The 26,474-nt window shown below is 61.9% G+C and carries 30 protein-coding genes; 11 read left to right on the forward strand and 19 right to left on the reverse strand.

Translation table 11 applies throughout. The features are described 5' to 3' along the window. Positions 1 to 535: 535 nt before the first annotated feature. Positions 536 to 3,370: a TonB-dependent receptor domain-containing protein gene (locus AC13GF_RS17575; protein WP_483005464.1), complete on the forward strand. Its 2,835-nt coding sequence runs from the start codon at positions 536 to 538 to the stop codon at positions 3,368 to 3,370. 258 nt (positions 3,371 to 3,628) lie between these two features. After that, positions 3,629 to 4,657, forward strand: a complete 1,029-nt coding sequence (locus AC13GF_RS17580) for a hypothetical protein (RefSeq protein WP_483005465.1) — start codon at positions 3,629 to 3,631, stop codon at positions 4,655 to 4,657. Between the two features lie 8 nt (positions 4,658 to 4,665). Here the strand turns inward: AC13GF_RS17580 and AC13GF_RS17585 are convergent, their stop codons facing one another. Then, entirely contained in the window at positions 4,666 to 5,616 is a 951-nt protein-coding gene (locus AC13GF_RS17585; RefSeq protein ID WP_483005466.1) for a DMT family transporter, read from the reverse strand. Positions 5,617 to 5,623: 7 nt separating this feature from the next. Here AC13GF_RS17585 and AC13GF_RS17590 point away from each other — a divergent pair, with 7 nt between their 5' ends. The 3 genes from AC13GF_RS17590 (at position 5,624) to AC13GF_RS17600 (ending at position 7,704) form a co-directional block, all read left to right on the forward strand. Next, positions 5,624 to 6,427, forward strand: a complete 804-nt coding sequence (locus tag AC13GF_RS17590; RefSeq protein ID WP_483005467.1) for an AraC family transcriptional regulator — start codon at positions 5,624 to 5,626, stop codon at positions 6,425 to 6,427. Positions 6,428 to 6,512: 85 nt separating this feature from the next. Continuing rightward, on the forward strand, positions 6,513 to 7,181 hold the full coding sequence (locus tag AC13GF_RS17595; protein WP_483005468.1) for a glutathione S-transferase family protein: 669 nt from the start codon (positions 6,513 to 6,515) through the stop codon (positions 7,179 to 7,181). Positions 7,182 to 7,311: 130 nt separating this feature from the next. Continuing rightward, positions 7,312 to 7,704 (forward strand): DoxX family protein, encoded by a 393-nt coding sequence (locus AC13GF_RS17600; protein ID WP_049436918.1) that lies wholly within the window; start codon positions 7,312 to 7,314, stop codon positions 7,702 to 7,704. Between the two features lie 24 nt (positions 7,705 to 7,728). On the opposite strand, the gene AC13GF_RS17605 is transcribed toward AC13GF_RS17600, so the two are convergent. From AC13GF_RS17605 to AC13GF_RS17620, 4 genes are all read right to left on the reverse strand, one after another. After that, positions 7,729 to 8,415 (reverse strand): hypothetical protein, encoded by a 687-nt coding sequence (locus tag AC13GF_RS17605; protein WP_483005510.1) that lies wholly within the window; start codon positions 8,413 to 8,415, stop codon positions 7,729 to 7,731. Then, positions 8,415 to 8,840 (reverse strand): hypothetical protein, encoded by a 426-nt coding sequence (locus tag AC13GF_RS17610; protein ID WP_483005469.1) that lies wholly within the window; start codon positions 8,838 to 8,840, stop codon positions 8,415 to 8,417. Before AC13GF_RS17610 ends, AC13GF_RS17605 begins: the two co-directional genes overlap by 1 nt. 79 nt (positions 8,841 to 8,919) lie before the next feature. Continuing rightward, a complete protein-coding gene (locus AC13GF_RS17615) occupies positions 8,920 to 9,339 on the reverse strand; it encodes an H-NS histone family protein (RefSeq protein ID WP_483005470.1) in 420 nt (139 codons plus the stop codon). Positions 9,340 to 9,399: 60 nt separating this feature from the next. Next, positions 9,400 to 10,398 carry a GlxA family transcriptional regulator gene (locus AC13GF_RS17620; protein ID WP_483005471.1) on the reverse strand — a complete coding sequence of 333 codons (999 nt, stop codon included), beginning with the start codon at positions 10,396 to 10,398 and terminating at the stop codon, positions 9,400 to 9,402. 201 nt (positions 10,399 to 10,599) lie between these two features. Here AC13GF_RS17620 and AC13GF_RS17625 point away from each other — a divergent pair, with 201 nt between their 5' ends. Continuing rightward, positions 10,600 to 11,430, forward strand: a complete 831-nt coding sequence (locus AC13GF_RS17625; protein ID WP_483005472.1) for an alpha/beta fold hydrolase — start codon at positions 10,600 to 10,602, stop codon at positions 11,428 to 11,430. 23 nt (positions 11,431 to 11,453) lie between these two features. Here the strand turns inward: AC13GF_RS17625 and AC13GF_RS17630 are convergent, their stop codons facing one another. The 3 genes from AC13GF_RS17630 to AC13GF_RS17640 all read right to left on the reverse strand — a co-directional run bounded on the left by AC13GF_RS17630 (position 11,454) and on the right by AC13GF_RS17640 (position 14,319). After that, the gene (locus AC13GF_RS17630) at positions 11,454 to 12,101 is read right to left on the reverse strand and encodes a hypothetical protein (protein ID WP_483005473.1); all 648 of its coding nucleotides are present in this window, start codon (positions 12,099 to 12,101) and stop codon (positions 11,454 to 11,456) included. Between the two features lie 170 nt (positions 12,102 to 12,271). Continuing rightward, a complete protein-coding gene (locus AC13GF_RS17635; protein ID WP_126929596.1) occupies positions 12,272 to 13,213 on the reverse strand; it encodes an alpha/beta hydrolase in 942 nt (313 codons plus the stop codon). Between the two features lie 188 nt (positions 13,214 to 13,401). Further along, the gene (locus AC13GF_RS17640; RefSeq protein WP_126929595.1) at positions 13,402 to 14,319 is read right to left on the reverse strand and encodes a LysR family transcriptional regulator; all 918 of its coding nucleotides are present in this window, start codon (positions 14,317 to 14,319) and stop codon (positions 13,402 to 13,404) included. 477 nt (positions 14,320 to 14,796) lie between these two features. Here AC13GF_RS17640 and AC13GF_RS17645 point away from each other — a divergent pair, with 477 nt between their 5' ends. Continuing rightward, complete coding sequence (locus tag AC13GF_RS17645) at positions 14,797 to 15,393, forward strand: hypothetical protein (protein ID WP_139727731.1); 597 nt, start codon at positions 14,797 to 14,799, stop codon at positions 15,391 to 15,393. Positions 15,394 to 15,436: 43 nt separating this feature from the next. On the opposite strand, the gene AC13GF_RS17650 is transcribed toward AC13GF_RS17645, so the two are convergent. The 3 genes from AC13GF_RS17650 to AC13GF_RS17660 form a co-directional block, all read right to left on the reverse strand. Then, the gene (locus AC13GF_RS17650; protein ID WP_483005474.1) at positions 15,437 to 16,471 is read right to left on the reverse strand and encodes a YagK/YfjJ domain-containing protein; all 1,035 of its coding nucleotides are present in this window, start codon (positions 16,469 to 16,471) and stop codon (positions 15,437 to 15,439) included. A gap of 220 nt (positions 16,472 to 16,691) precedes the next feature. Continuing rightward, a complete protein-coding gene (locus AC13GF_RS17655) occupies positions 16,692 to 16,919 on the reverse strand; it encodes a helix-turn-helix transcriptional regulator (protein WP_478411600.1) in 228 nt (75 codons plus the stop codon). A 429-nt stretch (positions 16,920 to 17,348) separates the two neighbouring features. Continuing rightward, a complete protein-coding gene (locus tag AC13GF_RS17660) occupies positions 17,349 to 17,573 on the reverse strand; it encodes a DUF4224 domain-containing protein (RefSeq protein WP_049423717.1) in 225 nt (74 codons plus the stop codon). Positions 17,574 to 17,853: 280 nt separating this feature from the next. Here AC13GF_RS17660 and AC13GF_RS17665 point away from each other — a divergent pair, with 280 nt between their 5' ends. Together AC13GF_RS17665 and AC13GF_RS17670 are read left to right on the forward strand one after the other, a co-directional pair. Then, positions 17,854 to 18,216, forward strand: coding sequence for a hypothetical protein (locus AC13GF_RS17665; protein WP_483005475.1), 363 nt, complete (start codon positions 17,854 to 17,856; stop codon positions 18,214 to 18,216). A gap of 20 nt (positions 18,217 to 18,236) precedes the next feature. Continuing rightward, complete coding sequence (locus AC13GF_RS17670; protein WP_164212596.1) at positions 18,237 to 18,575, forward strand: helix-turn-helix domain-containing protein; 339 nt, start codon at positions 18,237 to 18,239, stop codon at positions 18,573 to 18,575. A 24-nt stretch (positions 18,576 to 18,599) separates the two neighbouring features. On the opposite strand, the gene AC13GF_RS17675 is transcribed toward AC13GF_RS17670, so the two are convergent. From AC13GF_RS17675 to AC13GF_RS17690, 4 genes are all read right to left on the reverse strand, one after another. After that, positions 18,600 to 19,367: a hypothetical protein gene (locus AC13GF_RS17675; RefSeq protein ID WP_483005476.1), complete on the reverse strand. Its 768-nt coding sequence runs from the start codon at positions 19,365 to 19,367 to the stop codon at positions 18,600 to 18,602. A 959-nt stretch (positions 19,368 to 20,326) separates the two neighbouring features. Further along, positions 20,327 to 20,515: a hypothetical protein gene (locus AC13GF_RS17680; RefSeq protein ID WP_483005477.1), complete on the reverse strand. Its 189-nt coding sequence runs from the start codon at positions 20,513 to 20,515 to the stop codon at positions 20,327 to 20,329. A gap of 1,123 nt (positions 20,516 to 21,638) precedes the next feature. Further along, positions 21,639 to 22,067 carry a BLUF domain-containing protein gene (locus AC13GF_RS17685; RefSeq protein ID WP_483005478.1) on the reverse strand — a complete coding sequence of 143 codons (429 nt, stop codon included), beginning with the start codon at positions 22,065 to 22,067 and terminating at the stop codon, positions 21,639 to 21,641. 146 nt (positions 22,068 to 22,213) lie between these two features. Then, positions 22,214 to 22,828 (reverse strand): hypothetical protein, encoded by a 615-nt coding sequence (locus tag AC13GF_RS17690; protein ID WP_483005479.1) that lies wholly within the window; start codon positions 22,826 to 22,828, stop codon positions 22,214 to 22,216. A gap of 62 nt (positions 22,829 to 22,890) precedes the next feature. On the opposite strand from AC13GF_RS17690, the gene AC13GF_RS17695 reads away from it, so the two are divergent. Next, positions 22,891 to 23,154: a hypothetical protein gene (locus tag AC13GF_RS17695; RefSeq protein ID WP_483005480.1), complete on the forward strand. Its 264-nt coding sequence runs from the start codon at positions 22,891 to 22,893 to the stop codon at positions 23,152 to 23,154. 176 nt (positions 23,155 to 23,330) lie between these two features. On the opposite strand, the gene AC13GF_RS17700 is transcribed toward AC13GF_RS17695, so the two are convergent. The 3 genes from AC13GF_RS17700 to AC13GF_RS17710 form a co-directional block, all read right to left on the reverse strand. Next, complete coding sequence (locus AC13GF_RS17700) at positions 23,331 to 23,630, reverse strand: hypothetical protein (protein ID WP_483005481.1); 300 nt, start codon at positions 23,628 to 23,630, stop codon at positions 23,331 to 23,333. A gap of 590 nt (positions 23,631 to 24,220) precedes the next feature. Next, the gene (locus AC13GF_RS17705) at positions 24,221 to 24,439 is read right to left on the reverse strand and encodes a hypothetical protein (RefSeq protein WP_483005482.1); all 219 of its coding nucleotides are present in this window, start codon (positions 24,437 to 24,439) and stop codon (positions 24,221 to 24,223) included. A 428-nt stretch (positions 24,440 to 24,867) separates the two neighbouring features. Next, positions 24,868 to 25,371: a hypothetical protein gene (locus AC13GF_RS17710; protein ID WP_483005483.1), complete on the reverse strand. Its 504-nt coding sequence runs from the start codon at positions 25,369 to 25,371 to the stop codon at positions 24,868 to 24,870. Positions 25,372 to 25,479: 108 nt separating this feature from the next. On the opposite strand from AC13GF_RS17710, the gene AC13GF_RS17715 reads away from it, so the two are divergent. Then, positions 25,480 to 25,701: a hypothetical protein gene (locus AC13GF_RS17715; RefSeq protein WP_483005484.1), complete on the forward strand. Its 222-nt coding sequence runs from the start codon at positions 25,480 to 25,482 to the stop codon at positions 25,699 to 25,701. A gap of 64 nt (positions 25,702 to 25,765) precedes the next feature. Here AC13GF_RS17715 and AC13GF_RS17720 read toward each other — a convergent pair whose 3' ends face one another. Then, positions 25,766 to 26,401, reverse strand: coding sequence for a cation efflux transmembrane domain-containing protein (locus AC13GF_RS17720; RefSeq protein WP_483005485.1), 636 nt, complete (start codon positions 26,399 to 26,401; stop codon positions 25,766 to 25,768). Positions 26,402 to 26,474: the final 73 nt, after the last annotated feature.

Raw genomic sequence — 26,474 nt, forward strand, 5'->3', positions numbered from 1 at the left:
CGATGGTCTATGGAGAATGACAGCGCGAGTGCGTTGCCTTCGGGACCACTGTGGAGGTGTGGATGTGCCGGTTGGGTGAGTACGAATTGATGCATGCATCACCACCCTCAACGCGTCCTGACTCCTTCATCCGGTCGCATTTCCGCGTTCACGGCGCCTGAGCAGAACGCCGACGATTCACCAGGGTGCGATGACGATGATCAGCGTCACCAGCAGCGCAATGGCAAGCACCAGCAGCAGCACATGCCACTGCTTCCATGTGGGTTTGGGTTTGCCCGGGGTATTCATCGGATGTCTCCTGGAGTCTGTCATCAGCCCGCAGCCAGACTGAAGCAGAGCGCCCTTGGTGCGCGTCGCGGTTTCGTGCATGGCCTGTGCATGAACGCTGTGTTTGGTGCGCGACGATAACGCGTCCATAACGTAATCGAGTTGTAAACGGAGTGTTAGGTTCCTTCCGATTCCGCACAGCGGAGTTTCAGATCGGTTTCCACGCAGCGATGCGGAAACCCATTCAACTGGATTTGGAGAGAGCCAAATGCATTACAAGTACACCCTGCTTTCCCTGGCAGTGGGCACGGCCTTGGCCGCCGCCTGGTCACCGGCCGCGCATGCGCAGGATGACAGCGATAAAACACCGAAGAACCTCGATCGCATCCAGGTTACCGGCTCGGCCATCCGCAGCGTGGATATCGAAACGCAACAGCCGATCATCGCCATCACCCGCGCGATGATCGAGCAGCAGGGCTTCACCACCATCGCCGACCTGCTGCAGAACCTGACCTCCACCGGCGCACCGACCATCTCGCGTGCGCGCGCGTTGGCGTCTGGCGAAAACGTCGGTGGCTACTACGTCAACATCCGCAATCTGGGCGCCACGCGCTCCCTGGTTCTGGTCAACGGCAAGCGCCTTGGCGCCACCACCAGCGGCCTGCAGGACCTCAGCCAGATTCCGATGAGCGCGGTCGAGCGCATCGATGTGCTGAAGGACGGCGCCTCCTCGCTGTACGGTTCGGATGCGATCGCCGGTGTGGTCAACATCATCACCCGCAAGAACTACGAAGGCCTGGAAGTGTCCATGCAGCACGGGCAGTTCAGCCAGGGCGATGGCAAGGACAGCACGTTCTCGCTGGTCACCGGTGCCCGTGGGGAGCGTGGCGGATACACCCTCGCACTGGAATACCAGAAGTCAGACCCGGTGTTTGCCCGCGACCGCGAGTTCTCCCGTTATGGCGGCGCCGGCCCCAACTACCCGGGCGCGGACTGGAGCAACATCAGCCAGAACGGTTCGTGGTGCGACCCGGCGCTCTACAAGTGCAATACCGGTGACGCCGTATTCAAGACCCTCAATCGTGGCGGCGATCCGAAGAACCCGAACGACTACCACCCGATCACGCCGGCCGAGTTCGCCAACGGCAACGACCAGATGCACCTGCAGACCGGCATCGAGCGCCGCTCGCTGTTCCTCAGCACGGACTACGCGCTGACCGACCAGATCAAGTTCACCGCCGACATCGGCTACAACGAGCGCACCACCGACCAGCAGATCGCGGGCTACCCGTACCAGTCGACCAAGTTCGGCACGCCCCTGGATGCGGCCAGCGTATTCAACCCGCTCGACCACAGCATCGCGTTCAATCGCCGCCTGTGGGAAGTGCCGCGCACCACCGAAAGCAAGCTGAAGTCGCTGCGGATTGCACCAAGCCTGTCCGGCTACTTCGAGCTGGGGACCAAGACGTACGACTGGGAAGTCGGCGCACTGTTCAACCGCAATGAAGTTACAAAAACAGGCCGTGGCGACATGAGCCTGATCGCTTCCCGGCAGGCATTGGGGCCCTCCTACCTCGATGCCAACGGTGTGGCCCGGTGTGGCACGGCGGCATCGCCGGTCACGGGCTGCCTGGCCTGGAATCCTTTGCTGCCATACGGTGTCGCGGGGGCTGGCTCTCTCTCCGATCCCGAACTGCAGCGCTTCTTGTTCCCGACGTTCAACGATACCGGCATCACCAAGACCCGCAGCTATTTCGCCAATATCTCAGGGCCAGTGATCGAACTGCCTGCCGGTGACCTGTCCGTCGCTCTGGGTTACCAGTACCGCAAGGAAGAAGGCCGCTTCGTGCCAGACGCCTTTGCCCAGTCGCGCCAGAGCACTGCGCTGGGCGCGTCCACCACCTCGGGTGAGTACAGTCTCAACGAGTTCTTCGCCGAAGTGAACGTGCCGGTGCTGCGTGACCTGCCGTTCGCCAAGGAACTGACCGTGAATCTGGCCACGCGGTATTCCGACTACAGCAATTTCGGCAACACCACCAATTCCAAGGCCAGCTTCGCCTGGCGTCCGATCGAAGAACTGATGATCCGCGGCACCTTCGCCGAAGGCTTCCGCGCGCCGAGCATCGCCGATCTGTATGGAGGCCTGGGGACCAGCTTCGAAACCTATGTCGATCCCTGCGGCATCGGCGCCACCAACAGCGTCAACGGCAATGCCGCCTGCAACGCCGCCGGCGTCCCGCTGGGCTACCAGCAGCTGAACCAGAGCCTGAAGCCCTGCGCAAGCTATCCGTGCGCCACACCTGACGAGTTCACCACCGGCTCCGACCCGAAGCTGCGCCCGGAGGAGTCCAAGAGCAAGACCGTGGGCGTGGTCTGGAGCCCGCGTTGGGTCGACGGGCTGGACATCAACCTCGACTGGTACAGCTACAAGATCACCAACATGATCATCGAGGACAGCGTCGACCGCATCCTGCGTGACTGCTACGTGCTCGGCAACGCCTCGCGCTGTGGCAGCGTCAAGCGCGCTGGCGATGGCCACATCACCAGCATGTTCTACGGCCTGGCCAACCTGGGTTCGATGGAGACCGAAGGCTGGGACCTGGGCATCCACTACCGCCTGCCCGAGTTCTCGCTCGGCCGCTTCACCATCGACCTGCAGAACAGCTACGTCTCCAAGTACGACGAGGAGAACCAGAACTCGGCAGGCGATACCATCATGATGGGCCGGATCGGCCGGCCTGGCATCTTCCGCCTGCGCTCGAACCTGGGCGTGAACTGGCAGCTCGGCAACTTCAGCACGCAGTACACCGTGCGCTACTACTCCGGCATGGCCGAAAGCTGCGTGCCCAACCGTCCGTGCTCCCTGCCGGACCGCTACGCCTACGGTGAACCGGACGCGCTCCGCAAGGTTGGCTCCAATGCCTTCCACGACATCCAGGTCAGCTACAAGCTGCCGTGGGACGGCACCGTGGCGCTGGGTTCGAACAACGTGTTCAACCACCAGGGCCCGATCATGTTCTCCAAGCCGTCCAGCTCCTTCCCCTACTACGGGGGCTTCGATATCGGCCGCACCGTGTACGTGAAGTACTCGCAGCGCTTCTGACGGGCATGTCCGTGCTCGTGGCCGGCGGAAGGGGAGTCCGCCGGCCACGATGCACACCGCCTCCACCCAATCTCCATTGTTTTTCGACGGAATCTCCAAGGTTCCCGGCAACACTTGATGTCATGACGGCTAAGGAGCAGGACCGCATGGACCGCCACGCGCCCCGACACTGCACATCCGTCTCCAGGTTCACCACTGAATGTGGCGGTGTGGCCGGGTTCCGATGCTCCGGACGTGCCGCCGCAAGGGAAGTACGAGATGACGACGGCAGTTCGCACCGGCCTGACCGACCTGGTCGCTGACGCGCAGCGGTACCTGCGCAGGATTCTTCCCGGGCTCGCCTCGGCAGTGCATCCACTTGCTTCATTGCATGCCATTCCCCACGCGATGGCATCGCGCTACCACCTCGCCGGACTGATGCTGTACGGGGAAACCCCCGCCATGCTCGCCGTGGCCCGCGAGCCCGGCGAATCCAGCACCCGCGTGATCCAGGATGTACGCTGCCTGCGCTCTGCAGCGAATGCACTGGTGCTGTACGTTTCGCCCTATCTCACGCCGACCCAGCGCCGCTTCCTGGTCGAGAACCACATCGACTTCGTGGTCCCGCACACGCAGTTGTTCGCACCCAGCCTGGCCATTGAGTTCCGCGACGACCCCGATCATGAGAAGAAAGCCATCTCGCTGCTGCCTTCGGCGCAGGCCGTACTGATCCACGTGCTACTGAGCGGCCAGTCGCGCTGGTGGTCGCCGCGCGAGATCAGTGCTGCCGCCGGCTACACCTCGATGACAGCATCGCGCCTGTCTGCCGAACTGGTCGGTCGCGGCCTGGTTGAGCGCTCCACCGGTGGCCGCGAGCGCTTCCTGAAGCTGGCCGGCGACCGCGACGAGGTCTGGGCCAGGGCACAGCCGTTCCTGCGTTCCCCCATCCTGAAGGAGGTGGATGTCTGCTGGGGCCCGACCGCCGAGGCACTCCGCGATGCAGGGCATCCGGCGCCGACGGCAGGTCTGGACGCACTTGCTGAAACGTCACCGCCCCCGATCGGTGGCACCCGCGCACTGCACATCGATGCGTGGCGGTTGCTGGGCGCCCTTCCCATGCCCGGCCCGGACTGCCTCCAGACCGCACGGCTGCAGATCTGGGCCTATCCGCCGGCATTCACCAGCGTCGGCGATGTGGTGGACCCGCTTTCGCTGTATCTCAGCCTGCAGGGCAAACGCGGTCATGATGCAGACGCGCTGGAACAGCGGGTGGAACAGGCGCTGAGCGGAGACGCATACCCCGCATGACCGAAGCCCTATGCGGGTTGCTCGCTGGGCACCGCAGCGGCGCGCCTGGCGCTGTACTCGGCGAACACCACGCCGGACACCGCCAACAGGCCACCGCCCAGTACCCAGCCACTGAGCGTTTCGCCCAGCAGCAGCACGGCCAGCGCGGCGGTCACGATCGGCACCAGGTTGAAGAAGCCTGATACGCGCGCAGCACCCAGGCGCGACAGGCCGGTCATCCAGGTCAGCGGCGCCAGGATCGAGGCGCACACAGCAGCGAAACCGATACACCCGACCGCCGCCAGGTTGTTGACCCCGGTGCCGATCAACAGCTGCACCGGCAACAGGATCAGCGACGCAGCCGCGGCCTGCAGGAACAGCGATTCGAGCACCGACAGCGGAATCTTCCAGCGCTGCATCAGCACGTTGTAGGCGGCGAAGGCCAATGCGCCGATCAGCATGATCGCGTCGCCGCGGTTCAGGCCCTGCGCCGCCAGCCGTGCCAGGTCGCCCTGCGATACCACCGCCACCACACCGGCAGTGGAGATCGCCGCACCAAGAATGGAAGTGCCACGCACCGGGTGGCCCATGAACACGCGTGACAGCGCCAGCGCGATCAGCGGAATCAGCGCCTGGATCACCCCCATGTTGGTGGCCGAGGTGAAGTGGGCCGCATAGTAGGCCAGGCACTGGTACATCACCCCACCCAGGCAGCCCAGCACCAGGAAGCGCCCGAGGTTGGCGCGCACGGTCGGCAGATTGCCACGCAGCCGCGGCAGCGCGAACGGCAGCAGGACCACCGCCGCGACCAGCCAACGGAAGAAGCCGATATCGATGGGACCGACCGAGCCCGAAGCAAGCTTGGTCACGATGGTGTTCGCGCCCCACAGCAGGCAGGCGAGGATCGGGAAGAGATAGTTCACGCGTGCAGGTGTACGTAGGGGAATGGCCAGCGTACGCTTGGCGCATATCGAGGACATCCCGAAAATGCGCCACCCCGACCCCGGCTTGCGGCAACCGATGGAGCCGATTCCCACCTTCCGCCAGCTGCCCGGCCCGATCTACTTCCGGCAGGGCGCGATGGAGCCCACCGACTGGGGCACGCACAGCCATCCGTGGGGTCAGTTCAACTTCGTCGCGCAGGGTGTGATGGAGATGAAGATCGACGGCGAGTGGATGGTGTCCCCGCCGCACTACGCGATCTGGATTCCACCAGGAATGGCCCACTACTCGCGCAACCGCTCGCAGCTGGCCTACCGCTCGGCCTATCTGTCGGCGGCACTTTCGCGCCGGCTGCCCACGCGTTGCAGTGCGCTGGAAGTCAGCCCGCTGCTGCGCGAACTGCTGCATGAACTGGCACGACAGGGCGTGACCGATCCGCAGACACCGGCCCAGCGGCGCATGGCCGCCGTGGTGATCGACCAGATCGTCAATGCCGCAGTGCTGCCCAGTTTCCTGCCGATCGCCAGCAGCGATGCCTTGAAGCAGGTGATGGCGTACATGGAGAAACACCTGTCGATGGCCGAATCGATTGCCGAAATCGCGCAGCGCCACCACATGAGCGTGCGCAAGCTCGAACGCCTGGCACGCAGCGAGCTGGGCATGTCGCTCGGCGACTGGCGTGGACGGGTGAAGTTCGTGCGTGCCACCGAGGCGCTGTGCACCCGCCGCCCGATCAGCCGGATTGCCGAAGAGCTGGGCTACTCCGGCGTCAGCGCCTTCGCCGAGATGTTCAAGCGCCACGCGCAGTGCACGCCGGATCAGTACCGGAAGCTGCATCGGGCGGGGTGAGCGACGCAGCGGGCGCTGTCGATTTCCCGCCTCCCCGTTCGTCGGAACAGGAAAGGCCGCCGCTTCGGCCTGCTGGAGTGCCACGATGTGCCCGATCCTCACCGCCTTCGCCACCTCCCCCGACCGCGGCCAGGGCCTGGCCCGTGACATGCGCGTGCGCTGGGCGCTGGAGGAGCTGGGCGTGCCCTATGACGTGCAGCTGCTCAGCTTCGCCGAGCTGAAGCAGCCCGCGCACCTGGCGCGCAACCCTTTCGGGCAGATCCCGACCTGGCAGGACGGCCACCAGGTCCTGTTCGAATCCGGCGCGATCGTCCTGCACCTGGCCGAACAGCATGCCGGCCTGCTCCCCGCTGATCCGGATGCACGCATGCGCGCGATCATGTGGGTGTTCGCTGCGTTGAATACGGTGGAGCCGCCCATCGTCGAACGCTCGATGGCCTGGGTGCTGGAGCGCGAACAACCCTGGTATGCACAGCGTCTGCCGATGCTCGATGAGCGCGTGCATTTGCGGCTGGCGCAGCTGTCAGCGTGGCTGGACAAAGCACCATGGCTTGACGGCGACTTCAGCGTGGGTGACCTGATGATGGTCTCGGTGCTGCTGCGCCTGAAGAGCAGCGGCCTCCTCGACGAGTACCCGCAGGTGGTCACCTACGTGGGCCGTGCAACACAGCGCCCTGCCTACCAGCGTGCGTTTGCCGTGCAGCTGCAGGTGTTCCGGCAAAGCGCAGACGCGCCATCACCGAAGGATGACTGAGACAGCCTCCTTCGGCAGTCGAAGGTCCCCGGCCGCGCGGGAAACCGGCAGGCAGCCGCGCCGCCTATACACGGGCTTCACTGCCTGTGGGCTCCGATCGCGTGGGTCGGACACCCTCAAGGACTTCACTGTGAGCACTTCCTCGCACTCGCTCGCTTTCCTGCTTGCGCGCATCCTGCTGATGGCACTGTTCCTGGTCTCCGGCCTGGGCAAGCTCGGCGACCTCAGTGGTACCCAGGGCTACATGGAAGCAATGGGGGTGCCCGGCATCCTGCTGTGGCCAACCATCGCCTTCGAGATCGGCAGCGGCCTGTGCATCCTGCTCGGCTTCCAGACCCGGCTGGTATCGATCGTCCTGGTGGGCTTCAGCCTGGTCACCGCCTTCATCTTCCACCACAACTTCGGTGACCAGACCCAGCAGATCATGTTCCTGAAGAATCTGGGCCTGGCCGGTGGCTTCCTGCTGCTGGCCTGCACCGGAGCCGGGCGCTACAGCATCGACGGCCGGGGCCGCCGCGCATAGGTACCCGCCAGCAGGCTCCCTACGCTAGCGACGGAGCTCCGCCTCCGGTGCCAGCGTTTGGATCACCTTGCCCTGCGCATCGAGGAACTCGATCGCCCCGTAGCCTTCCGGCGTGACCGTCAGCCGCAGGCGCGGGCGGTCCGCCTTGTCATTCAGTGCAATGGCCGGCGTTCCATCGGCACCGACCACCAGGCCGATGCGGGTTGGCGCCTGCACACCGGGAATCAACGCATTCCCGAGCGCGGGCTCGCGGATCAGCTTCGGTGCCTGATTGATCGAGAAGCTCACCTGGCCATCAGGAGATACGCGCCATCCGATCGCATCCATCGCCGGATGATCCAGCGCCAGCACCGCCATGCCGCCGTCGACATCGGCGGTGCCGAAACCACCGCGCTCGCTGCCCTTGTCGTCGTACAGCACCATGCCGGCTACGTTGAAGGCGCGTTTGTACTGGATGCCATCGATGATCGGCGCCGGCGTCTTCCCGGACAGCGTCATGCGGATCACGCCCTGGTCATCGACGATATCGATGCGACGCGCGGTGATGCGTTCGCTGTCGGGCGTCGCGATCCGCGTCTGCGGGGCCTTGTCCACGATCAGGCGCTGCAGGGTTTCCACCGAAGGCCGCTTGGGCGCTCCGGCATCTTCGGCCGCACGCGCCGGAATGCTGTAGAAGGCGATGAGCAGGACCAGCGTGCAGGCAGCGCGCATCATGCGGCCTCCTTAGGGGCGTGCACCGGGCGCCGGCAGGCGGCCTGCACCAGCATCAGCTGCGCCACCAGGATCAGCATCGCGCACCCGGACAGCAGCCATGGGTCGATGTACCACTGGGCATTGAAGCTGAATTCGCCGGCGGAGATACGCTTCCAGCCGTTGAAGTGCTGCATCGCCGCGACCACGAACGCGAAACCGCCCATCGCATTCGAAAGCCAGGGCACGACGATGCCGCCCGGCCGTGCAACCATCATCAGCAGACCCAGCACGCCGATGACGGTGCGCTGCACGCGGCAGTACGGGCAGACATAGGCCAGCCCACTCCATTCCACCGACCAAGCCAACAGGCTGATCAGCACCGCTGCTGCCCCCGCGATGTACAGGACCCTCGGCGCGATCGCCGTGCTGCCGTTGTGTGCCATTGCGTGCTTCCCTCCAGTGCGGACCCATGCAGGGTAGCGTGAAGCGGACACGGGCGCGGCAGGCGTCGCCCTGCGGACCTCAGTCCTTCTTGAACACGGTGCGCTGGCCGATCGGGCTTCCCTTGCGGGCGGTTGGACGGGCCAGGCCGGGAATCAGGAAATCCGTCACCTTGTGGCCCTTCTGGACCTTGGCGGCCAGCCAGCGCGGCATGCGCCCGCGGCCGGACCAGGTCAGGCGCTTGTATTCCGGGTCGCGGTATTTGGCAGCAACCTTGCCGGCTTTGCGGCGGCTGGATTTCCGCGGCGTCGCGGGTTCTTCGACGGACGCATCGCCAAAGAGTTCTTCGAGCGTATAGCCCGCTTCGGCGGCCGCCGCCTTCAGCATGCGGCGCACCACGCTGGCCGGACGGCGGCTGGAAATAAGCTGCCTGCGCTGTTCAGCGGCAACCACCAAGGCGCCCAGCTCCCGCAGGCTGAGCGATTCGATATCGATAGTCATGCCGGGAAAGGTCCACTCCGGCAGGGTGGTCTGTCAAGAGCGCTGAACTGCCGGCGCAGCTCAACCCGGGAAACGCCGCCTGATCCGGAAGTGATCGCGATACGCGGACGGCGACATGCCGACAACGCTCTGGAATGCCTTGCGGAATGAAGCCGCGTCGTCATAACCCAGGCGCGAGGCCACCTGTGCGATGGGAAGATCGCCGAGCTGCAGCGCGTCCCTGGCCTTGGCCATCCTGGCCTGGCGGATGTAGTCGGCGGGATTGAGTTCCGTGGCCTTCTGGAAGCGCCGGATGAATGTTCGTTCGGTCAAATGGGCACGTTGGGCAAGCCCGGCCACGGTGTGGCGCAGCCCAGGTTCTGCAAGGATCAGATGCTGGGTCGCCAGGATGGCGGCATCATCGTGATCGAGCCTGGGCAGGAATCCCTGCAAGGGACGCTGGTCCTGCCGGATGCCGTCACTGAGCATGAAGCGGGCCGTGGCCAGCATGACACTGGGGCCCATGACGCGATCGACGATCAGCAGGCCGAGATCATTCCACGCGAGAATCGCCCCTGACGTAATGACGTCACCGTCATCGATGACGACATTCTCGGTCGTCACCTGGACATCAGGATGCGCACTGGCGAGCAGCCCTGCAAAGGCCCAGTGGGTGGTAACCCGCCGTCGCGCAAGCAGGCCAGTCTGGGCCAGCACGAACGCCCCTGCGCAGACCGAGCACATGATCGCGCCGCCGGCATGGAGTTCCTTGAGCCACCGCGCCTCGCGCGGCATCGCCGACATCCGCTCGGGCATCGCGACGCTGGGCGGCGAGATCACGAACGCGGGGGCGTTCACCTCGCCTGGATCGCTGTCCCAGCAACATTCCATTTGCGCCGACGCCGGATTCAGCTGCCAATGCGTCACCCGCAGGGAACACCGCCGGTCATCTTCGTGGGGATATGCCGCCCACTCATTTGCAATCCGGAACAGATCCGTCAGGCCATGGATCGCCGCCCTCTGGCAATCCGGATAGATCAGCAGAGCCACTTCGACCCGCTTGTCAGTTTCGATACCCATGAATGTCACCTCCGCCAATTTCAATTGATGCAGCGCTTCCTAGAATGGATTCGGACGGAGTGATGGCCGCCTCAGGATAGAAGGAAATGCTGCCCTGGGGCCACTCCTGCAACACGCACTGACAGCGTCCTTCCTCCTGCACCGATGCAAGGTCGCCGGTACGCAGGACGCCCCCCAACCCCAACTGTGAGGAATCCGGAAATGGCTACGGTTACTACGAAAGACGGCGTCGAAATCTTCTACAAGGACTGGGGTCCGCGCGACGCCAGGGTCATTCATTTCCATCATGGCTGGCCCCTCAGCGCCGACGACTGGGACGCGCAGATGCTGTTCTTCGTCAACAAGGGATATCGCGTGGTTGCCCACGACCGCCGCGGCCATGGCCGCTCCAGCCAGGTATGGGATGGCCACGACATGGACCACTACGCGGACGATGTTGCGGCGGTGGTCGAAAAGCTGGGTACCCACGGCGCGATGCACGTGGGCCATTCCACCGGCGGTGGACAGGTGGTCCGCTACATCGCTCGCCACGGCGAGAAGAACGTATCCAAAGCGGTGCTGATCAGCTCGGTGCCGCCGCTGATGGTCAAGACCGCGGCAAACCCGCAGGGCACGCCCAAGGAGGTCTTCGACGACTTCCAGGCGCAGCTGGCGGCCAACCGTGCGCAGTTCTATCACGACGTGCCGGCAGGCCCCTTCTACGGTTACAACCGGCCCGGCGCGAAGCCTTCAGACGCGGTGATCTGGAACTGGTGGCGGCAGGGCATGCAGGGTTCGGCCAAGGCGCACTACGATGGCATCGTGGCCTTCTCCCAGACCGACTTCACCGAAGACCTGAAGGGCATCTCCATCCCTGTGCTGGTGATCCATGGCGACGATGACCAGGTGGTCCCGTATGCCGACTCGGGTGTTCTTTCCGCGAAGCTGGTAAAGAACGGCACGCTGATCACCTACGAAGGTGCGCCGCACGGCATCCCGACCACGCACGCCGACCGCATCAACGCCGACCTGCTGGCGTTCCTGGAAAGCTGATCGTGAAGGGTCCGGGAAGTGCTTCAGGCATTTCCCGGACCGTCCGGCAAGCGGATTCCGTTCGCGGCGACGAACGCACGCGACGCATGCCAGTAGTCCGGTGATGGCGTCTGCAGCTCAGGTTTGGACCAGTAGTCATCGATGTGCAGCACGCTCATCACATCGACCCATGCGGCGCGCGCATCGTGGACGCGCATGCGCCAGCGATGATGCGGCGGAAAGTACGCGTAGTGCCCAAGGGCCTGCCGCTGTGCCTGCTCTTCGGCAATGCCTGCCTGCTGGATCAGCGTCCACGCGTGCATGTGACGCGCATGCGCAAGGGCGCCGAGGTACTCGTCCTCATCCAGCAAGGGAACCGACTCACCGCGAGTAAGGCACAGCGCGTCCGATTCGGTGTCGTACTCCAGCGAAGGCTGCGCCAGTTCCGGGTGCTGCTGCCAGTACCCTTCGCCCTTCATGTGCAACATCGCCCAGTGCCAGGGCTCGTCGTGGAAGAGCAGTGCGTGCTCGTATTCGTTGCCGGCGGTCTGGTCGGGATAGCGTTGGCGTGCCCACTCGATTGCCAGTTCTTCGGCAATCTGACCGTAGTGCATCAGACACCAGGCAAACAGATGCCGGCTGTCTTCGATTTCAGTGGTGAAGTCTTCCACTGGGGTGTGGGTGCCGGGCATGTTTGATCCTTGTACTTCCGGAAGCCGCATGCCCGACGAATGCCGTTCGGGCTTCAGACCCGGGAGATTATCGAAGCCCCGCGTGAAAGCACACATGCGCACGCAGACTGTGCGATGAAGATGCCTCCGGCTCACAGGCCAGAGGCACCCTGTCCACCACGGGACTTCAATCAGCCCAGGTACTTCTTGAACCAGGCCAGCATCAGGGAAGGATCACGCTGGAAGTAGAGATAGCCATCCCAGCGGCGGGTGGTGTTGCGGATCCAGTGCAGCTGCTTCTCCTCCGTGGCGATGCCGTCGAAGATCGCCTGCACGTCGGAAGGCGTGGTAAGCAGATCGTCATGCACCTGGTACAGGAACGTCGGCACGTGGTTGCTCTTCACCGCCTCCAGTGGTGTCATCTGATCGAGCTTGAATCCGGTGATGATGAAGATGCGCTGCTCAATCTCCTCGAGGCGATCATGGATTCCCAGGAGCTTGAGCGAGGCATCCATCGTCGCCCGCAACGACACCGGCTGAGGTGCCACCAGGCAACGCACGTCCTGGAAGTACTCCGGGTACTTCTCGATGGCAAAGAAGGTTGCGTTGGCGCCCATGCAACGGCTGAACAGTGCGATGTCCATGCCCTTCAGGTCTTCGCGGGAGCGGACATAGTCCAGGGAGCCGATGACATCGCGGGCTTCAAAGATGCCATTGCTGCCCACGCCTCCATTGGCCGCGCCGCTCCAGCCGAAGTTGCGCAGGTCATACGCCAGCACGTTGTAGCCGGCGTCATGAAGGATCTTGTAGTCCTTGAGGAAGTTGAACTCGAAGTCGTTGCCGGCAACGCCGCCGATCGACTTCCAGGGTTCCAGGTGTGCCGGCATGCCGGTGCGGCTGGACCAGAGCGGATGATTGCAGATCACCACCTTGTCCGATCCTTCGCAGGGGATGAACCAGCCTTCCAGCGGAACACCGTCCTGCGAGGGGAACGTGACCTCTTCGAAGGCGAGGCCGAAGTCGCTGGGGCTTCCGATGACCGGTGCGCGGAACGGACGGCCAAACGTATTCACGATGCCTTCGACGATGGCATCGGCTTCTTCACGGGACGGCTTGATTGCTTGAGTCGACATGTTCAGGGGCCTTTTGAATGCTGTGGGTAGAGAGGGATTCACAAGCGGCGTGGGTAGCCACCGCTTGGAAGCCAATCTATCCAGCTGCCCCCGATCGATCAGGACCACACAATCGAACGCATCGTTACCACCCGGAAGAACAATCACCCGCCGCTGTCCGCAGATGGCCCAGCGGGCAACGTACGGATCTAGCGTTGGTCGCGGATCAGATGTGGCTCGAACAACGCCTCCACCCACGCCATGAACGCCCGCACGCGACGTGACAGGTTATGCCGATGAGCGACGACCAGCCAAAGATCAATCGGCTCAGGCCTGGAATCGGGCAGGATTTCGATCAGGCGTCCACTCTGTAAATGCTCGGCCAGGCCAATCAGTGGCGCCTGCATGAGACCAGCCCCCGCCAGCCCCGCCGCGAGATAGGCCTGCACGCTGTTCACGGTGATCGCCCCTGCCATCGGCAGGAACGCATATCCACTGCCCTGCGGATACTCCCAGCCAAACGGCGCATTACCCAGGTGGGAGACGTAATGGATCATCCTGTGCCCCTGGCTCTGGAGATCTTCCAGTGACATCGGCGTTCTGGCGCTTTGCAGATAGGCGGGACTGGCAAAATTGGAAACCGGCATTTTTCCGAGATGCCGCGCGATGAGCGTGTCATCGCCCAGGACTCCTGCACGGAGCACGCAGTCAAACCCTTCCTGCACGAGGTCCACGCGCCTGTCCGTGCAGGAGATCTGCAGCTCAAGGCCGGGGTGCGAGGCCAGGAACTCCGGCACGGCAGGCATCACGATGCTGCTGGCAAGTTCAGTTGGCAGATCTACCCTCAAGCGCCCCTGAAGTGACGCTTCACTGTCGGAGAACATGGTTTGCAGTTCACCGAAGGCACCGAGCAGTTCATGCGCCCTGTCGTAGAGTGCACGCCCTTCTTCCGTCATCTGCACCGCCCGCGTTGTCCGGTGCAGCAGCCGTGCACCGAGGCTGGTCTCCAGATTTCGTATGACCAGCGACACCCGGCCCTTGCGCAGGCCCAGATCGTCGGCAGCACGCGTGAAACTGGCCGTCTCGGCCACGCGAAGGAAAACCCGCAGGGTGTCCAGATCATGCATGTGGAGGCGCCGGTGCCATGGAAGCGTGGGCTATTAGAGCGCCGGGAAGGAAGCTCTGGTCAAGTCGACGGCAATGGAGCACTCAGCGTGACGAGCGGTCTCCGGGGTCTCATGAGGAGTTGGACCCAAGAAGCGCAGCCGGGTCCATGACGTGCGCGACTGCCCCAGGCGCCAATGTGGTGGCCCACCAGCAACCACAAAGAAGGAACAAGTGATTGATTTGATTAATATTCAATCTACCTTTATCTAATTTAGACTCACAAAACGACTCACTAAAGCAACTGGTATGCTCCCCGGTCCGCCTACAGGCCGCCTCCTCGGATCCCCCTCCAGATAGCGCCTACTCACCTAGGATCATTTGTGGACTTGCCAGATTTTGACCCGGAAGCGCCTCCGCCCTGGAGCTCGGCAGGAACGTTCGCAACTGACAGAGAGCGGCCTTGGCTGTATGACTGTATCAGGAGGGCTGGCTTTGACATGGAGGTTGAGTTCAGCCTTCGGGTGCTGCCACTGAATCGGGTAGGCACCTACGCAGAAGTCTGGAACGATCTGCTCGACCGGGTTGAGGAGGATCGACACCTTGCGACGAAGTTGGACAACGAGATCCAACTGCTGAGATCCATGAATGTGGTGCCTGAGGTTCACGAGCTGATTGAAGCGGCGATGCTGTTCCTTCTCGAGGCCCAGATTGCTCACGATGCCCACGATGCTGGCCGCGCTTGGGCCGCGCTTGTGAGGTGTAACTACTACCTCGGGACCTGCAGCTCGCACGCGACCCAGCTTGAGCTGACTGCTCTGGGCGGGCGGATCACTGGCAGTCGAATCGTGCCATTGAGGAACATGGTAGTGGAGATGCTGAAGGCGATGCCCGACAACTCCCGTGCCACAAAGCAAGATCTGTGGGCGGAGATCCTGCCGGCCATGCAGAAGTTCGGGAAGGATCATCAGGCTAGAAGCACCAACCCGCGCCAGCTACTGCAGCGTTGGACCAACCATGACCCGGCGGTCCATCCCCAGTTCGCGCGAGTAGTAGAGGGAAGCCTCAACACTCGGGCCCGTCGCAAGGTTCGTTAAGAGCAGAAAGGGAGGGGAATATCCCCCCTCCCCCTCATTTCGACTACATCCTGGGCCTCCCGAGCTTTTTGAGCGAGTCGCCCCCAGCCTGTCCCTTGCCAAAGGTCCGGCCCAAGCCAGGCTCGCTTAGGCGGACGTAGTAATCCGCCTTGGTCAGGTAGAGCAGGCTGTACTCAAGCCGCCGCCGCTTGGCCTCATCATCGTACTCAACCATCCCTATGCCCAGGGAATTGGTTCGCTCATAGAACTCCTTCCGGGCATTGCAGTTCCAATAGCTCCCATCGGAATGCGTCACTTCGTCCTGCCAGAACTCACCAATCGCCTGCGCAATCCGCACATCCTGGCGAACCAGATGACCATTGAGGAATGCCATCAGGTGAACGTGGTAGGACTTGCTCGGTCCGAACTCCAACTTCCAGACGTACCCGACCAAGGCTGGGTAGCTTCGGCGCAGCTTGCGCAAGCAAGTGGCCAAGTCGCGCTTGATACGCACGGGACCCACGTTACGACCTGACAGCAGTTCGCGATGGGCTGCGCTGTAACCTACGTCCAAACGAACGACGCAGAGACGAGAGTGCTGTCGATATAGGGCCTGCAGGTAGTCCAAGGCTGCCTTGGCATTCTTCCGGGCACTGCGCTCCTGTGTGGCCACCAATTGAGTGAATTCGCTGCTCCGCGCGATCGCTCGGATGCGTTCGACCCATGCGTTTGCCTCTGCCACGTCCGGGCTCACGCCTTCGATAGCATCCGCTCGGTGGCTAAGGAATTCTTCCGCCAGCAGCTCAAAGTAGGGGCTCAGCTTCTGCTTGGAGAAATGACTCTTTATGCCTCCATAGTCCATGTTGACGCACTGGCGGAGAGCCCGCGCGACCGGGTGTACAGCCGTCCGTGTCAGTCCAACAACACGGCGGCTCCAGAACATTTCAGCCTTTGACTTCACAAGAGCGCGCATCACTCGATCAACCTGCACGATCTGTGCTGGGTAGTCTTTCGAGGGACGGACGATCCAGGCACTACCCTCGTGCTCAATCATCCGGTCAGCCCATTGGCTGACGATGTTCTCTTCCTTCTTGTACATATCTCTCCGTCGCGGCCCAATGGCCGCCCAGATAGGGAGAGAGGTAGGAGCGGACCGACTCCACTCATGCATTGGAGACTTGCGTCCAATGGCAAAGGCAAAGATATAAGTTCCGGAACTGCCCCTGCCCTTCCCACCCTTTAATTGATGGGTCGGTGCGCCTCCTACCCCCCAAGGTTTCCTGGGGTAGGACGGCGATTGAGTCCTGTCGAGTTGGTGACTAGGCGGGGCTCGCGCCGCGCTCAGCAATGCGGAGCTTGATCCAGTCTTCGATCTCACTTTCGACCCAGGCCACCGAGCCCGGGCCGATGCGAACGGGTCGCGGGAAGCTCGGATCGAAGCGCTTGTTGGAGTGCTGCAGCGACGCATAGATCGTGGAACGACCTTTACCGGTCCGGCGCTCCACCTCCTGCCGGCGAATGAAGCGGATGTTCTGAGCAGAGTCCATGTGGTTGTCACCTCGTTGCGGAAGGGACACCCAAGGTATGAACGGTTTCAGCAAGTGTCGATTACTTAAGCTACCTAGGTACGTTAACTATCCAATGACTACGTACCCCAACTCGTGCGGCCTGCGTCCGAGTTGGTTCTGCCTGCAGGGGAAGTTGGTTCCGTTGGAACGATTGGGCTTCGGTGGGACGCCTGCTCCCGAGGCGGTGCAGGCGTCCTGGGAACAGTGGTCAGCGCGGCAAATGGGCGCTAAGCACGCCTGCCATGAAGACGACGGCGAAGGCGGCCAGGTACTCAAGGGGGGAATTGGATCGTTCGATGAACACGATAGGCTCCTAGTCAGTAGGGAGACGGCATTGCGCCGGCATAGAGGAGAGGCTGATGCCCCTCCCTATCGTGTTATGGGTTTGAAATTCGTTTGCTTGGCCGATCAGCCAGGACGTGGCCCGGCCTTGTTCGGCCACCAGGGGACGGCTTTGACGGCCGGCGTCGGCTCGACAATGCCCACTGCGGCCCGCAGTACCACCGGCCATCCGTGCCCATCGATGTAGTGCCGGATACCGTTCTGGCGCAGGAACTGCAGCTGACGAGCTTTCTGGGGCGTCCGCGTCAGCGCCTTGATCTCATCCTTGGTGAGGCAGAGCTTTTCAGACATTTCAGACATCCTTGCTGGAATGCCAAGCAGGCCTAGGCGCGTCGAGTCGTTCTGGCGCCCCCACTGCCTTACGAAGCACTATCACCCGGCTGTATTGGTCGACCTGATGGGGAATTCGGTTCTGGCAGAAAAAGGCCAATTGCCTAGCCCTGATCGGGCTCCGAGTGATCTCTTCGACTTCAGCGCGCGACAGCACATCCCAGGTCATCGAATGCCCCCAAATGGCCAGTGCCGATCATGCCCCAGGGCGCTACTCTCGGCTACAGACCAAGGAGAAGCCATGGACGAGTTACCAGCCGCACTGCCGCTTGAGCAGCAGATCGCCCTACTGAGGCAGCAGCTGACCACCCTCCGGATCGACCTTTCTGGCAAGGACTGGCTGACGGCGGAAGAGGCGGCGCACTACTGCGGCGTGTCAGTTAGCCAGTTCAATGCGAGGGCGCATGAATACGACCTCGATCCACGCAAATTCATGGGCAAGAAGCTCTACGAGAAGTCTGCCCTCTATCAGGCAATCTACGGCGCGAAGGCTTGGACGCGTCCATCCGCAACCTCCGCACCAACCCTAGCTGCGACCTCCCCTGAGATGAAGGAGGCGCTTGCCCGGCTACGGCGCTATGACGATCGCAAGGGGAAACGCTAGTGCAACCTCCCGGCAAGCTGATGACCGTTGCAGAAGCGGCTGAGCAGAGCGCGTGCTCTGCCAAGACGATACGCAGAGCCATCAATACAGGGCAACTGACGGCTGTCCGGCTCGGATCTAGTGCCAGATCGGATCGGATTCACCCCGCCGACCTAGAAGATTGGTGGCGCCGGTCACAGCACAGTCCGAGCTCAACACCACCCAGCAGCGCCCTGGCTTGTCCCCACATGCCAAACGCAGATGAGCGCCTTGCTGCGCTACTTGACCTAAAAACGCCGCCAAGCAGCAGAAAGGGCGGTTCAAGCCTGCTACGGGAGCAAAAACGGAGTCGCTTGCGCAAGGGCACAGAACGCCAATAGAAGCCCCCAGTGGGACCATTCAGCTCAGGAATTGAATAGGCGCAACCACGACGACTTCCTCCTCATGATGTCGGAGCGATTTGCCAAGAGGAACCAGAAGAAGTCTTCAAAGTGCGGCACTAGAGGAAGATTCTCACCCTTTTCAGCCTCCTTCTGATGGGCCAGCCGCCCCATGTCATCCAAGAGGAAATGAACCGGCCTAAGAAGTTCGACCATCCGCCACACAGCAAGGTGCGAGGACTTTTTGCCAATACGCCTACGGTTGAGCTGATCAAAAACAGTCATCGGGTGGCCGGTCGCATCTAGCTCCCATGTGAAGCCATTAGGAATCCCCTGCATATCCATAGAGTACATAAGCTGCAAGGACTGCTTTTCTCGCACGCTCCAAGGAGTGAACTCATCGTAGAGCGCAGCGCAAATGTTCCACCACTCGTACAACGGCGACTTCGACGCACTGCTAGCGTCAGATGAGGAAATTTCGTCCAGGTTGAAGTATCTGGTTGATTTAGCAAAACGAGAGAGGAACTCTACAATTTGCTCATCAACACCTACGGCGACCTTCTGTTTGGCCGAAGGTCGATAGACCTTACGCAGTTCATTGCAGGCAGTGTACAGGCCCGCGATGTCATGGCCGTAGGACTTGAGCTGACTCTTTGTGGGAGCCTTCAGATCGTTCTTGATCATGTAGTCCACAACTACCGCCAGCTTCAGAATTCTCTCAATGCCTATGGAGAGGTGGAAAAAGGCGGAATAGAAGTACCCGTCCTTGTCCGCACCGAACTCGGCTTTCAAGAGCAGATCAAATCCGGATAGGATCGAATTCTTTGCAAGATGGCCCTCTTGAAGAAGCAGCGAAAACTGCTTCGAAAACCTCACGGATCTCACGACGTACGCTCTCCTCAATCAGTTCCTGGGCAGCAGAGGGGCCATCCACAGGATCAATTCCTACGGACCCGTGCAGGTGGACTGTGCTCTAGCTGCGCTGACTTGGTATCGAATGGACGACTGCATAGCGTCATCAGCCTCGACTGCGCAGGTCTGCCTGGGGTCCATCCGCGAAGCACACTTGGCCAAAGTCTCTGCCGACCTGGCCATCTCATCAGCGGCCAGCAAGAACTCGCTGCACAGACTTCCGGCCGCGGACACCAGATAGTTAGCGCGGCCGCTACCGAAGCGTTCCGCATCGTCCACACTCTGCGGGCTTGCGTTGGCCGGCGCGCTGAACCTGGGCCAGTTGCCGCTAGAGCCTGCCAAGCGATATGCAGTCGGTTCTGTTGGAACCGAAGGGCTACGATGGACCGGTTGGGCATAGGTCGACGCCGGGGCACTGGGCACGTATCCAGAGCCATATGCTCCACTCGCTGGAGGGGGAGCGTATGGATCCTTCTTGCCAGCCTGGCCCGTATAGGGGTTGTAGTTCCCCCGGATTGAGTAGTTGTCCAACGTAGACCGGTTCGGAGCACTTCTATAGTGCGGGGCTACGTAGGTCCCGTCCTTCTTAACGTAACCGCTGACCCGCACGCCCCGAGCGTCGGCATGGCTTGCCCACGCCAATGCCAGCCCCATACAGAGCATCAGAAATCCTTTCACAGCGCCCACTCCCCTGCCCCTGGGATCGTCCCCAAGAGGGCGTCCTGCAGCCGGCATGGCTGTCTGACCGGATGCTACCCCTCATTCGGTGCGGAGCCAATTCGTAGGCTATAGCTCCGAACCCAAGGCGATCCCGAAGCCAGGCGGGACCGTCCCCAGCCTTAAGAACTACTCAAGACGCTCAGGACAAGATCGTCGCCATTCGCGAGCCATTCGTGTTCGTCGACGAACCAGGCACCGCCGACTTTGCGGCCTGGCAGCTTGCCTGCGCGCAGCAAGCGCTGCAGCACTTGCATGGACGGGCGGCTGCCCTCTTCAAAGTAGCGGTCTAGCCACCGCTCGGGCGTCATCAACCTCATCGTGGACCTGCGGCATCCCAGCCTTTGTGACGAATAGAGTAGCCCCCGCGAGGACCAAAGGAATGGTCACACCCTTGAGAAATCGGCATTGCTGGGGCGCAGTCTCCCCTTCCATGGCCCCTTCGCCCTGGGCTTGATCTCCGCTAGCGGCGGGATCGGCTCCAGTGCGGCCATCATTCGGGCCGAGGCTGGAGCCGCTGCCTCAGCTAGGCGCCGCGCCTGTTGCTGCTGTTCGCGGGTTGGCGGCAGGCCAGGTGGTAGCGGTGCCGGCTGGATCGGCGTGGCGTCAGTCACCCGGGCAACGGCCTCGCGCAAAGGCAGGTCGGAATACAGCCTGGCGGCGCACCAGCGCTCGGCGTAGCGCTTCGCCAGCCGGACGTTGGCCGCGCGCACTCGCTTCACCTGCCAAATCTTCTGAACTTGCATCCACTGGCGGACCCCAGGACCGCCATCAGCGATGACACTGGCCGTCTCCCGGCCCGTTGTACCAGAGCGCACAGCGCTCACCCGTCTGGACCCAGCCAGAGGGGGTCGGGGCGGTGCGAGAGCCTTGGTAGCCGTGCGAGTGAAGCATGGCCGGAAGGATACGGCGGGCCGTCGCAGATGCTGCGATGGTGGTCGACGCTTCAGCTCGCTGTGATGAAGGGTTCACTTTGAAAAGCACACACTGCAGCCTCGCGGCTCTTCTCCGGTGCAAAATCCTTTGCTCCCGTGTCCAGCCTTAAACGGCACGGCTATGCACCCTCCCAACGCCTTCAGGATCCATTCGATCCTGCCCCAGCTTGCGCTCAATGGCGCAATCATCCGCCTGGACCTGGTTCGGTCAACGTGTAAAAACTGTGGACTGAGATCGTCAATGGTCGAGGACGCAGGCTTTCACACCGATCCGAAGGGCACCACTCTCACGTGCCCAGCTTGCGGAGCCACAGGGCTGATGGATGAGATGGAGATCTGGCACCACTGGCTCGATCAGTGCCGTCGCGAAAGATTGCTAGCGCAGTTCAACCCTATGCCGGACGATCCGCTCGATACCGAAGACCCAAAATGAAGATAGCGGCTGCGCACTATCGATGGGTGACTGAATCGTTCGGCATCGGTGCCGGCGCGGCGCTGCTCAGGCAGCTTCGGCGAAGGGGTGTACCAGTGCTACCAGCATCTCCATCGCAGTAGCTGGCGCACCTTGATTGCCTTCCCGTTGCAGGAACGCGGTCCAATCGGCCCGGACCAGCTGCACCAGCTCCGGCGGGGACAGCGGAATGCAACGCATCGGCCAGTAGGGAAGCCTGCGCTGTCCCACGCGTCCGCGCGCGATCTCAATCAGGTGTGAGTGACTGGAAGCGCCCATAGCCCTGGCAAAAGCTACATCAAGGCCATCAGGGGGGCCTTCCATGTAGGAAAGAAACCGACTTCCATCAAACAGCGTCACTCCGGTGACCCCGGCAGTGCGATTGAATCGCTCTGCATCCGCGATGATCCTGGACAGGTTAGCCGGGGTCAGATCGCTGATCGCTTCGCTGACAAATACAACAGCCCTGTTGGGCATGGCTCTCTCCGGACTCCATGGGGATCCCGAGCGTAGAACCGCTACCGTAAGGATCACGTAGAGGCCGCTAGATCTTCGTCACAGTTCGCCTTTGCCTCATGCAGCCCGGGCATGGACGCCCGGCTCGTCTGATACAGGCCCCACTGTCAGATCGTCCCCAGATCCTTGACCACCGCCTGCCCCTTCTGCAGGAACCCCGCCAGGACGCGTCCGCCGGCCACCTTCCGGCCCATCTGCTCGTTGAGGTAGCTGGCCTGCAGCCTTGAATGGACCACCAGTTCCGTCTGGGCCATGCTCGGCGTCACAGCCTGGAGGGGCTCGCCTGGCGCCGCCAGCTGGCCACTGATCGGCTGGACCACGCAAGGGCGTTGACTGTCGCTCTTAGCATACGCGGTGGCCATCATCCGGCCATTCTTCGGCGACCAGCCGCCCAGCACCAGCTCTGTCCCGAGCTGGTCGAGCGGCAAGCCGGCTTCGGCGGCCGCCTTCTCGTAGTTCGGCCAAAGTTGGTCGACTACCAGCCCTAACTCGGCAGACAGCTGCTCCATCGTAAAGTCGGCCCGGAAGCTGGCCTGCAGAGCCAGCTCGTAGATGCGCAGGAAGAACTGGGTAGAGCCGCGCGTCGCCATCACCAGGTTGTGCTGGGGGATCAGCAAGAGCTTCGCCCCGGAAGAATGGGCCCCGGTCAGGGCATCCTCAGCCAGGGTATCCACGGCAACGACGAGGTGGTCACGAGTGAGCAAAACGTTGAGGATGCTCATGGCGGGCTCGGTCTAGGGTCCGCGAACTATCCCCCGTCCCGCAGCTGGCTGTCGAGCCCACCATGACCATCGAGATCACGGAAATCCTTGAACGCCTTCACGCCTGCGAGGTCGGGATCGAGGCGCAGCGCGGCTACCTCAAGGCTATGGAGTACGCTTTGCGACTGTGCGTACTGACCCACCCGGCGCCCGAGGATCTCTCTGCCACGTGGCACCAGCTATTGCCTACCATTGCGGCCAAGCATAGGGCCGAAAGCAGCGATCTCTTCGCCGCAGCCTTCGAGCAGGCCCTGACAATTCTAACGGAGCAAATTGGCGCCAACTAGCGACTCATGGCCTACAAGCACGTTCTCAGAGACGATGAAACGGCGCCGGACACCGCGTAGGCAGGGCTCTTGGGCAGACCAGGTTTGGCCCACGCGAGCATTTAAAGACAGTAGCAACAAAGCAAAGAAAGGCAGCCGGCTCGGCTGAGGGGCCTTAAGCCGTGGAGTAGCGCGACTCAGCCGTCTGTGGGGTGTCGCCCGGCCAAGCTTCCCATCGTAAACGCATATCCTGCCTCTTCCAGAAGCGCTCTCATGCGCAGTTCCACTCGACGCGGGGAGCGCAGTCCATTCGGTGCATAGAGGGCATAGACGTACCCAGCGCCGTCAATGATTTCGCGACGTACCGCGCACTCAGTTGATTCAGTAGCTTCGCACCAGACGGCCATTAGCCTAGCGGGGCTGATCGACTGGCCGTTACGAAGACGGAAGAAGAGCCAGCGCACGCCTGGCGGTTGAACTTGATCTACTCTAGCCATTGCGAGCCCCGGATTCGCCTGGATAGATCACTGAGAACTTCAGGATCCAGGCGAGGGCGCTCATCTTTCGATGAACGTGGAAGATCTATGCGCTCACTACCGTTCACCAGGGCGGGGAGGTCTGACTGCAGATCAATCCACCACTCGGTGGGGAGTCGGAGTCCAGTACCCGTTCGATCGTAGATGCATATCGGGAAGTTCATTGCGTTGCTCCATGATGTACCGAGCATACGCTTGGGCAATGTCAGGCCGGAATGCGACTACTACAAAGCTTGCGCATCAACTCTCTTTGCACATATGAACACGTGCACCTCGTCTCGCTGAACTTTCAGGAACGACTCAAGCCAGCAAAGAGCAGCGCCTCGATTCGCAATAACCCTTCCCAATACTTCAGTCAAACACCGCGCACACTCCATCCCCCCAGGACTTTCTCCCTGGCAAGTTCGGCACTGAGCCATCGTAGTCGAGTTCGCCGGGCGAGATTGATACATGATCTTGGTCATCAAGTTCACAGCTTGAGCGTGGGAGGACATTTCAGCGCTCCTATTGATACAGAAGGAGCCGCGCTACGCGCGGCCACTCCTTAATCATCAACGGCGACTATCGCGACCGGCACTGCCCTTCTGCTCCTGGCCCGGCTGCGACTGCTCACTGTCCTTGTTGCCCGGCTGCTGCTGTTGCTGACCTTGCTTTCCGGCGAGGTCTTCACCACCAAGCTCGTTTCCGTCCACCTGGCCTTGCTGGCCTGACTGCTTCTTCTCACCATCCGAGTTGGGACGGTCGTTCTGGTTCTGGGGAGAATTGTTCATGCTTTACTCCGATGCAGCGATCTGCTGCCATCCAACAGTGCCCCCTTACGCGTTACGCAGCTGTGCGCGATTGACACGAGTATGAACAAGAGCCATGAACAGGCCGCTGTTCTTAGTGGGTGTACAGTGCAGCCCTAACAGGAGAAGAGCATGGAACGGAAGAGAAACAAGGATTTCGTTGACATCGACCGTGAACTCACTCACTGGCGACTGGCATTCGACTCCGGTTCGCTACCCGCCATTAGCTTTCGCCATGAAGTTGACCCCGTCATTCGGCTCGCGTGTGACATCTACATCAGAGACCCCCACGGCGCGCGCGGCGCATGGTTGGACGACCTAAAAGTCAGGCTCTCAACTCGATCCAGTCTGCGCGGTCACCCCGGTGCAGCGGAGATTGCAGGTCAATGCTGGTCGCGTCTCTCTTGTTCCTAGGAATTGTCTTCCCGCGACGCTGCATCGTTACCTTCTCGCATCAGCTGGTCATTCAACACGTGAACGATGGACATGACCGCATCGGCCAGCGCCCGCGAGTCACTGATTGACCCGTAGAAGTAGATCCTCGACCCTTCAACCCGAACATCTGCCAGCGAAAGTTGGGACGCCAGCGCTTCGCACTTCATCACGAATAGCTCGGTCCAACGGGCGCCTGGCGCAAGATCCAACAATGCAATGATGGCCTCGTCGGTAGATGAGTCGACATGCTCATGTAGCTGCGGCACGTCGAAGCCAACGATTCTTGGAAGCATGGGGGCGCTCAACGGCCTGTCCTCTCCCTTATGGGCGATCTGAGTATCACCCAGGATACGCGGATCTACAATCTGACCAACCCACATCGAAGTACCCACTTGAGTGCTGGCTTCTCTATCGCTTTCCTTCTCCCTTTTGGCAGGAGGATGTATCGTAATGCTCAATCGGCGCTGCTTGATCTGCACGCTTGCACGGAGCCGGAGGCATCTAAGGATGGCTTCTATCCGCTTAAGGAGAGACTGTCTAAGTGCTTCAATAAAGTGCGCACGTTCAGCGCCAGATGAGCTATCGGCATGAACAAGGCAATCCTCCAATTTAGTGACCTGCAGGAACTCTGCCAGCCAGGCAAGAAGCCCAGGCTTGCCACTGTGATCCGATGGGCAAACGGGTGCGGCATACGCTTCCTGTACGACGGAAGCGGCGGGATCTGGACGACTATGGACGCGCTGAATGAAGCGCTCGGCCTAGCCGGAGCAACGCCGCATCTCGATCTGTACGACCCAAGTGATTTCTGAGTCTGAGTAGGCGACGGTCAATGCCTACCACCGTCCCCTGCTCTCGGGCTCTTCTTTAGTGAACTCAGCGTTGCACCGCCCTGGCGGTTCGCCATGCCGGCCACGCCTCGCCAATCACGTCCAATGCAGCTTTCAGGAAGAGCAAGGCGATCACCGCGCCTGCTGCGATGTCCGGCCAGCCGCTTCCGGTCAGCGCAACACCTCCGGCAGCCACCAGTACACCGAGGTTGGCGGCGACATCATTGCGGGAACACTCGAAGGTGCTTTTCATGTTGATGTTGAGCGCGCGGAACCGCCACAGCAGTGCCAGGCACACCAGATTGGCCACCAGCGCTATGGCTCCGAACCCCAGCATCAAGCCGCTGGAAGGCGGCACGCCGTGGATCAGCTTGCTGACCACCTCCACCACGATGAAGACAAAGAAGGCCAGGATGAGCAGCCCCTTGGCGAGGGCTGCACCGGCTTCCCACCGCGCCCCCCGATTCACTGCCCACAGGCTCAGGCCGTACACGATCGCGTCGCCCAGCATGTCCACTGCATCGGCCTGCAGGGCACTGGAGCGCGCCACGATGCCCGCGCCGAACTCGATGAAGAACATCGCCAGGTTGATGATGAGTACTGCCACCAGTACGCGGCGCTGCGCACTGTGGAGGGCCAAGGCTTCCAGCTCCTGACGCTTGTGACCGCAGCAGTGGTCCATGGGTGACTCCCGCCAGACTGTGGCCGGGCTTGAAAATGGATGAGGCAACCGTTATCAACCCTGTAGCCCCTAC

Source organism: Stenotrophomonas sp. 22LJNL06-5-1 (genome assembly GCF_056861455.1).

Coding starts and splice junctions, on each gene's coding strand:
- AC13GF_RS17680 (WP_483005477.1), bottom strand. CDS start 20,515: ATGACGCCCGAGCGGTGGCTAGACCGCTACTTTGAAGAGGGCAGCCGC.
- AC13GF_RS17685 (WP_483005478.1), bottom strand. CDS start 22,067: ATGCCCAACAGGGCTGTTGTATTTGTCAGCGAAGCGATCAGCGATCTG.
- AC13GF_RS17590 (WP_483005467.1), top strand. CDS start 5,624: ATGCGCCACCCCGACCCCGGCTTGCGGCAACCGATGGAGCCGATTCCC.
- AC13GF_RS17635 (WP_126929596.1), bottom strand. CDS start 13,213: ATGTCGACTCAAGCAATCAAGCCGTCCCGTGAAGAAGCCGATGCCATC.
- AC13GF_RS17655 (WP_478411600.1), bottom strand. CDS start 16,919: ATGGACTCTGCTCAGAACATCCGCTTCATTCGCCGGCAGGAGGTGGAG.
- AC13GF_RS17645 (WP_139727731.1), top strand. CDS start 14,797: ATGGAGGTTGAGTTCAGCCTTCGGGTGCTGCCACTGAATCGGGTAGGC.
- AC13GF_RS17650 (WP_483005474.1), bottom strand. CDS start 16,471: ATGTACAAGAAGGAAGAGAACATCGTCAGCCAATGGGCTGACCGGATG.
- AC13GF_RS17690 (WP_483005479.1), bottom strand. CDS start 22,828: ATGAGCATCCTCAACGTTTTGCTCACTCGTGACCACCTCGTCGTTGCC.
- AC13GF_RS17660 (WP_049423717.1), bottom strand. CDS start 17,573: ATGTCTGAAAAGCTCTGCCTCACCAAGGATGAGATCAAGGCGCTGACG.
- AC13GF_RS17585 (WP_483005466.1), bottom strand. CDS start 5,616: ATGTCCTCGATATGCGCCAAGCGTACGCTGGCCATTCCCCTACGTACA.
- AC13GF_RS17580 (WP_483005465.1), top strand. CDS start 3,629: ATGACGACGGCAGTTCGCACCGGCCTGACCGACCTGGTCGCTGACGCG.
- AC13GF_RS17615 (WP_483005470.1), bottom strand. CDS start 9,339: ATGACTATCGATATCGAATCGCTCAGCCTGCGGGAGCTGGGCGCCTTG.
- AC13GF_RS17695 (WP_483005480.1), top strand. CDS start 22,891: ATGACCATCGAGATCACGGAAATCCTTGAACGCCTTCACGCCTGCGAG.
- AC13GF_RS17610 (WP_483005469.1), bottom strand. CDS start 8,840: ATGGCACACAACGGCAGCACGGCGATCGCGCCGAGGGTCCTGTACATC.
- AC13GF_RS17715 (WP_483005484.1), top strand. CDS start 25,480: ATGAACAAGGCAATCCTCCAATTTAGTGACCTGCAGGAACTCTGCCAG.
- AC13GF_RS17575 (WP_483005464.1), top strand. CDS start 536: ATGCATTACAAGTACACCCTGCTTTCCCTGGCAGTGGGCACGGCCTTG.
- AC13GF_RS17720 (WP_483005485.1), bottom strand. CDS start 26,401: ATGGACCACTGCTGCGGTCACAAGCGTCAGGAGCTGGAAGCCTTGGCC.
- AC13GF_RS17595 (WP_483005468.1), top strand. CDS start 6,513: ATGTGCCCGATCCTCACCGCCTTCGCCACCTCCCCCGACCGCGGCCAG.
- AC13GF_RS17605 (WP_483005510.1), bottom strand. CDS start 8,415: ATGCGCGCTGCCTGCACGCTGGTCCTGCTCATCGCCTTCTACAGCATT.
- AC13GF_RS17640 (WP_126929595.1), bottom strand. CDS start 14,319: ATGCATGATCTGGACACCCTGCGGGTTTTCCTTCGCGTGGCCGAGACG.
- AC13GF_RS17670 (WP_164212596.1), top strand. CDS start 18,237: ATGACCGTTGCAGAAGCGGCTGAGCAGAGCGCGTGCTCTGCCAAGACG.
- AC13GF_RS17665 (WP_483005475.1), top strand. CDS start 17,854: ATGGACGAGTTACCAGCCGCACTGCCGCTTGAGCAGCAGATCGCCCTA.
- AC13GF_RS17705 (WP_483005482.1), bottom strand. CDS start 24,439: ATGAACAATTCTCCCCAGAACCAGAACGACCGTCCCAACTCGGATGGT.
- AC13GF_RS17700 (WP_483005481.1), bottom strand. CDS start 23,630: ATGGCTAGAGTAGATCAAGTTCAACCGCCAGGCGTGCGCTGGCTCTTC.
- AC13GF_RS17630 (WP_483005473.1), bottom strand. CDS start 12,101: ATGCCCGGCACCCACACCCCAGTGGAAGACTTCACCACTGAAATCGAA.
- AC13GF_RS17620 (WP_483005471.1), bottom strand. CDS start 10,398: ATGGGTATCGAAACTGACAAGCGGGTCGAAGTGGCTCTGCTGATCTAT.
- AC13GF_RS17625 (WP_483005472.1), top strand. CDS start 10,600: ATGGCTACGGTTACTACGAAAGACGGCGTCGAAATCTTCTACAAGGAC.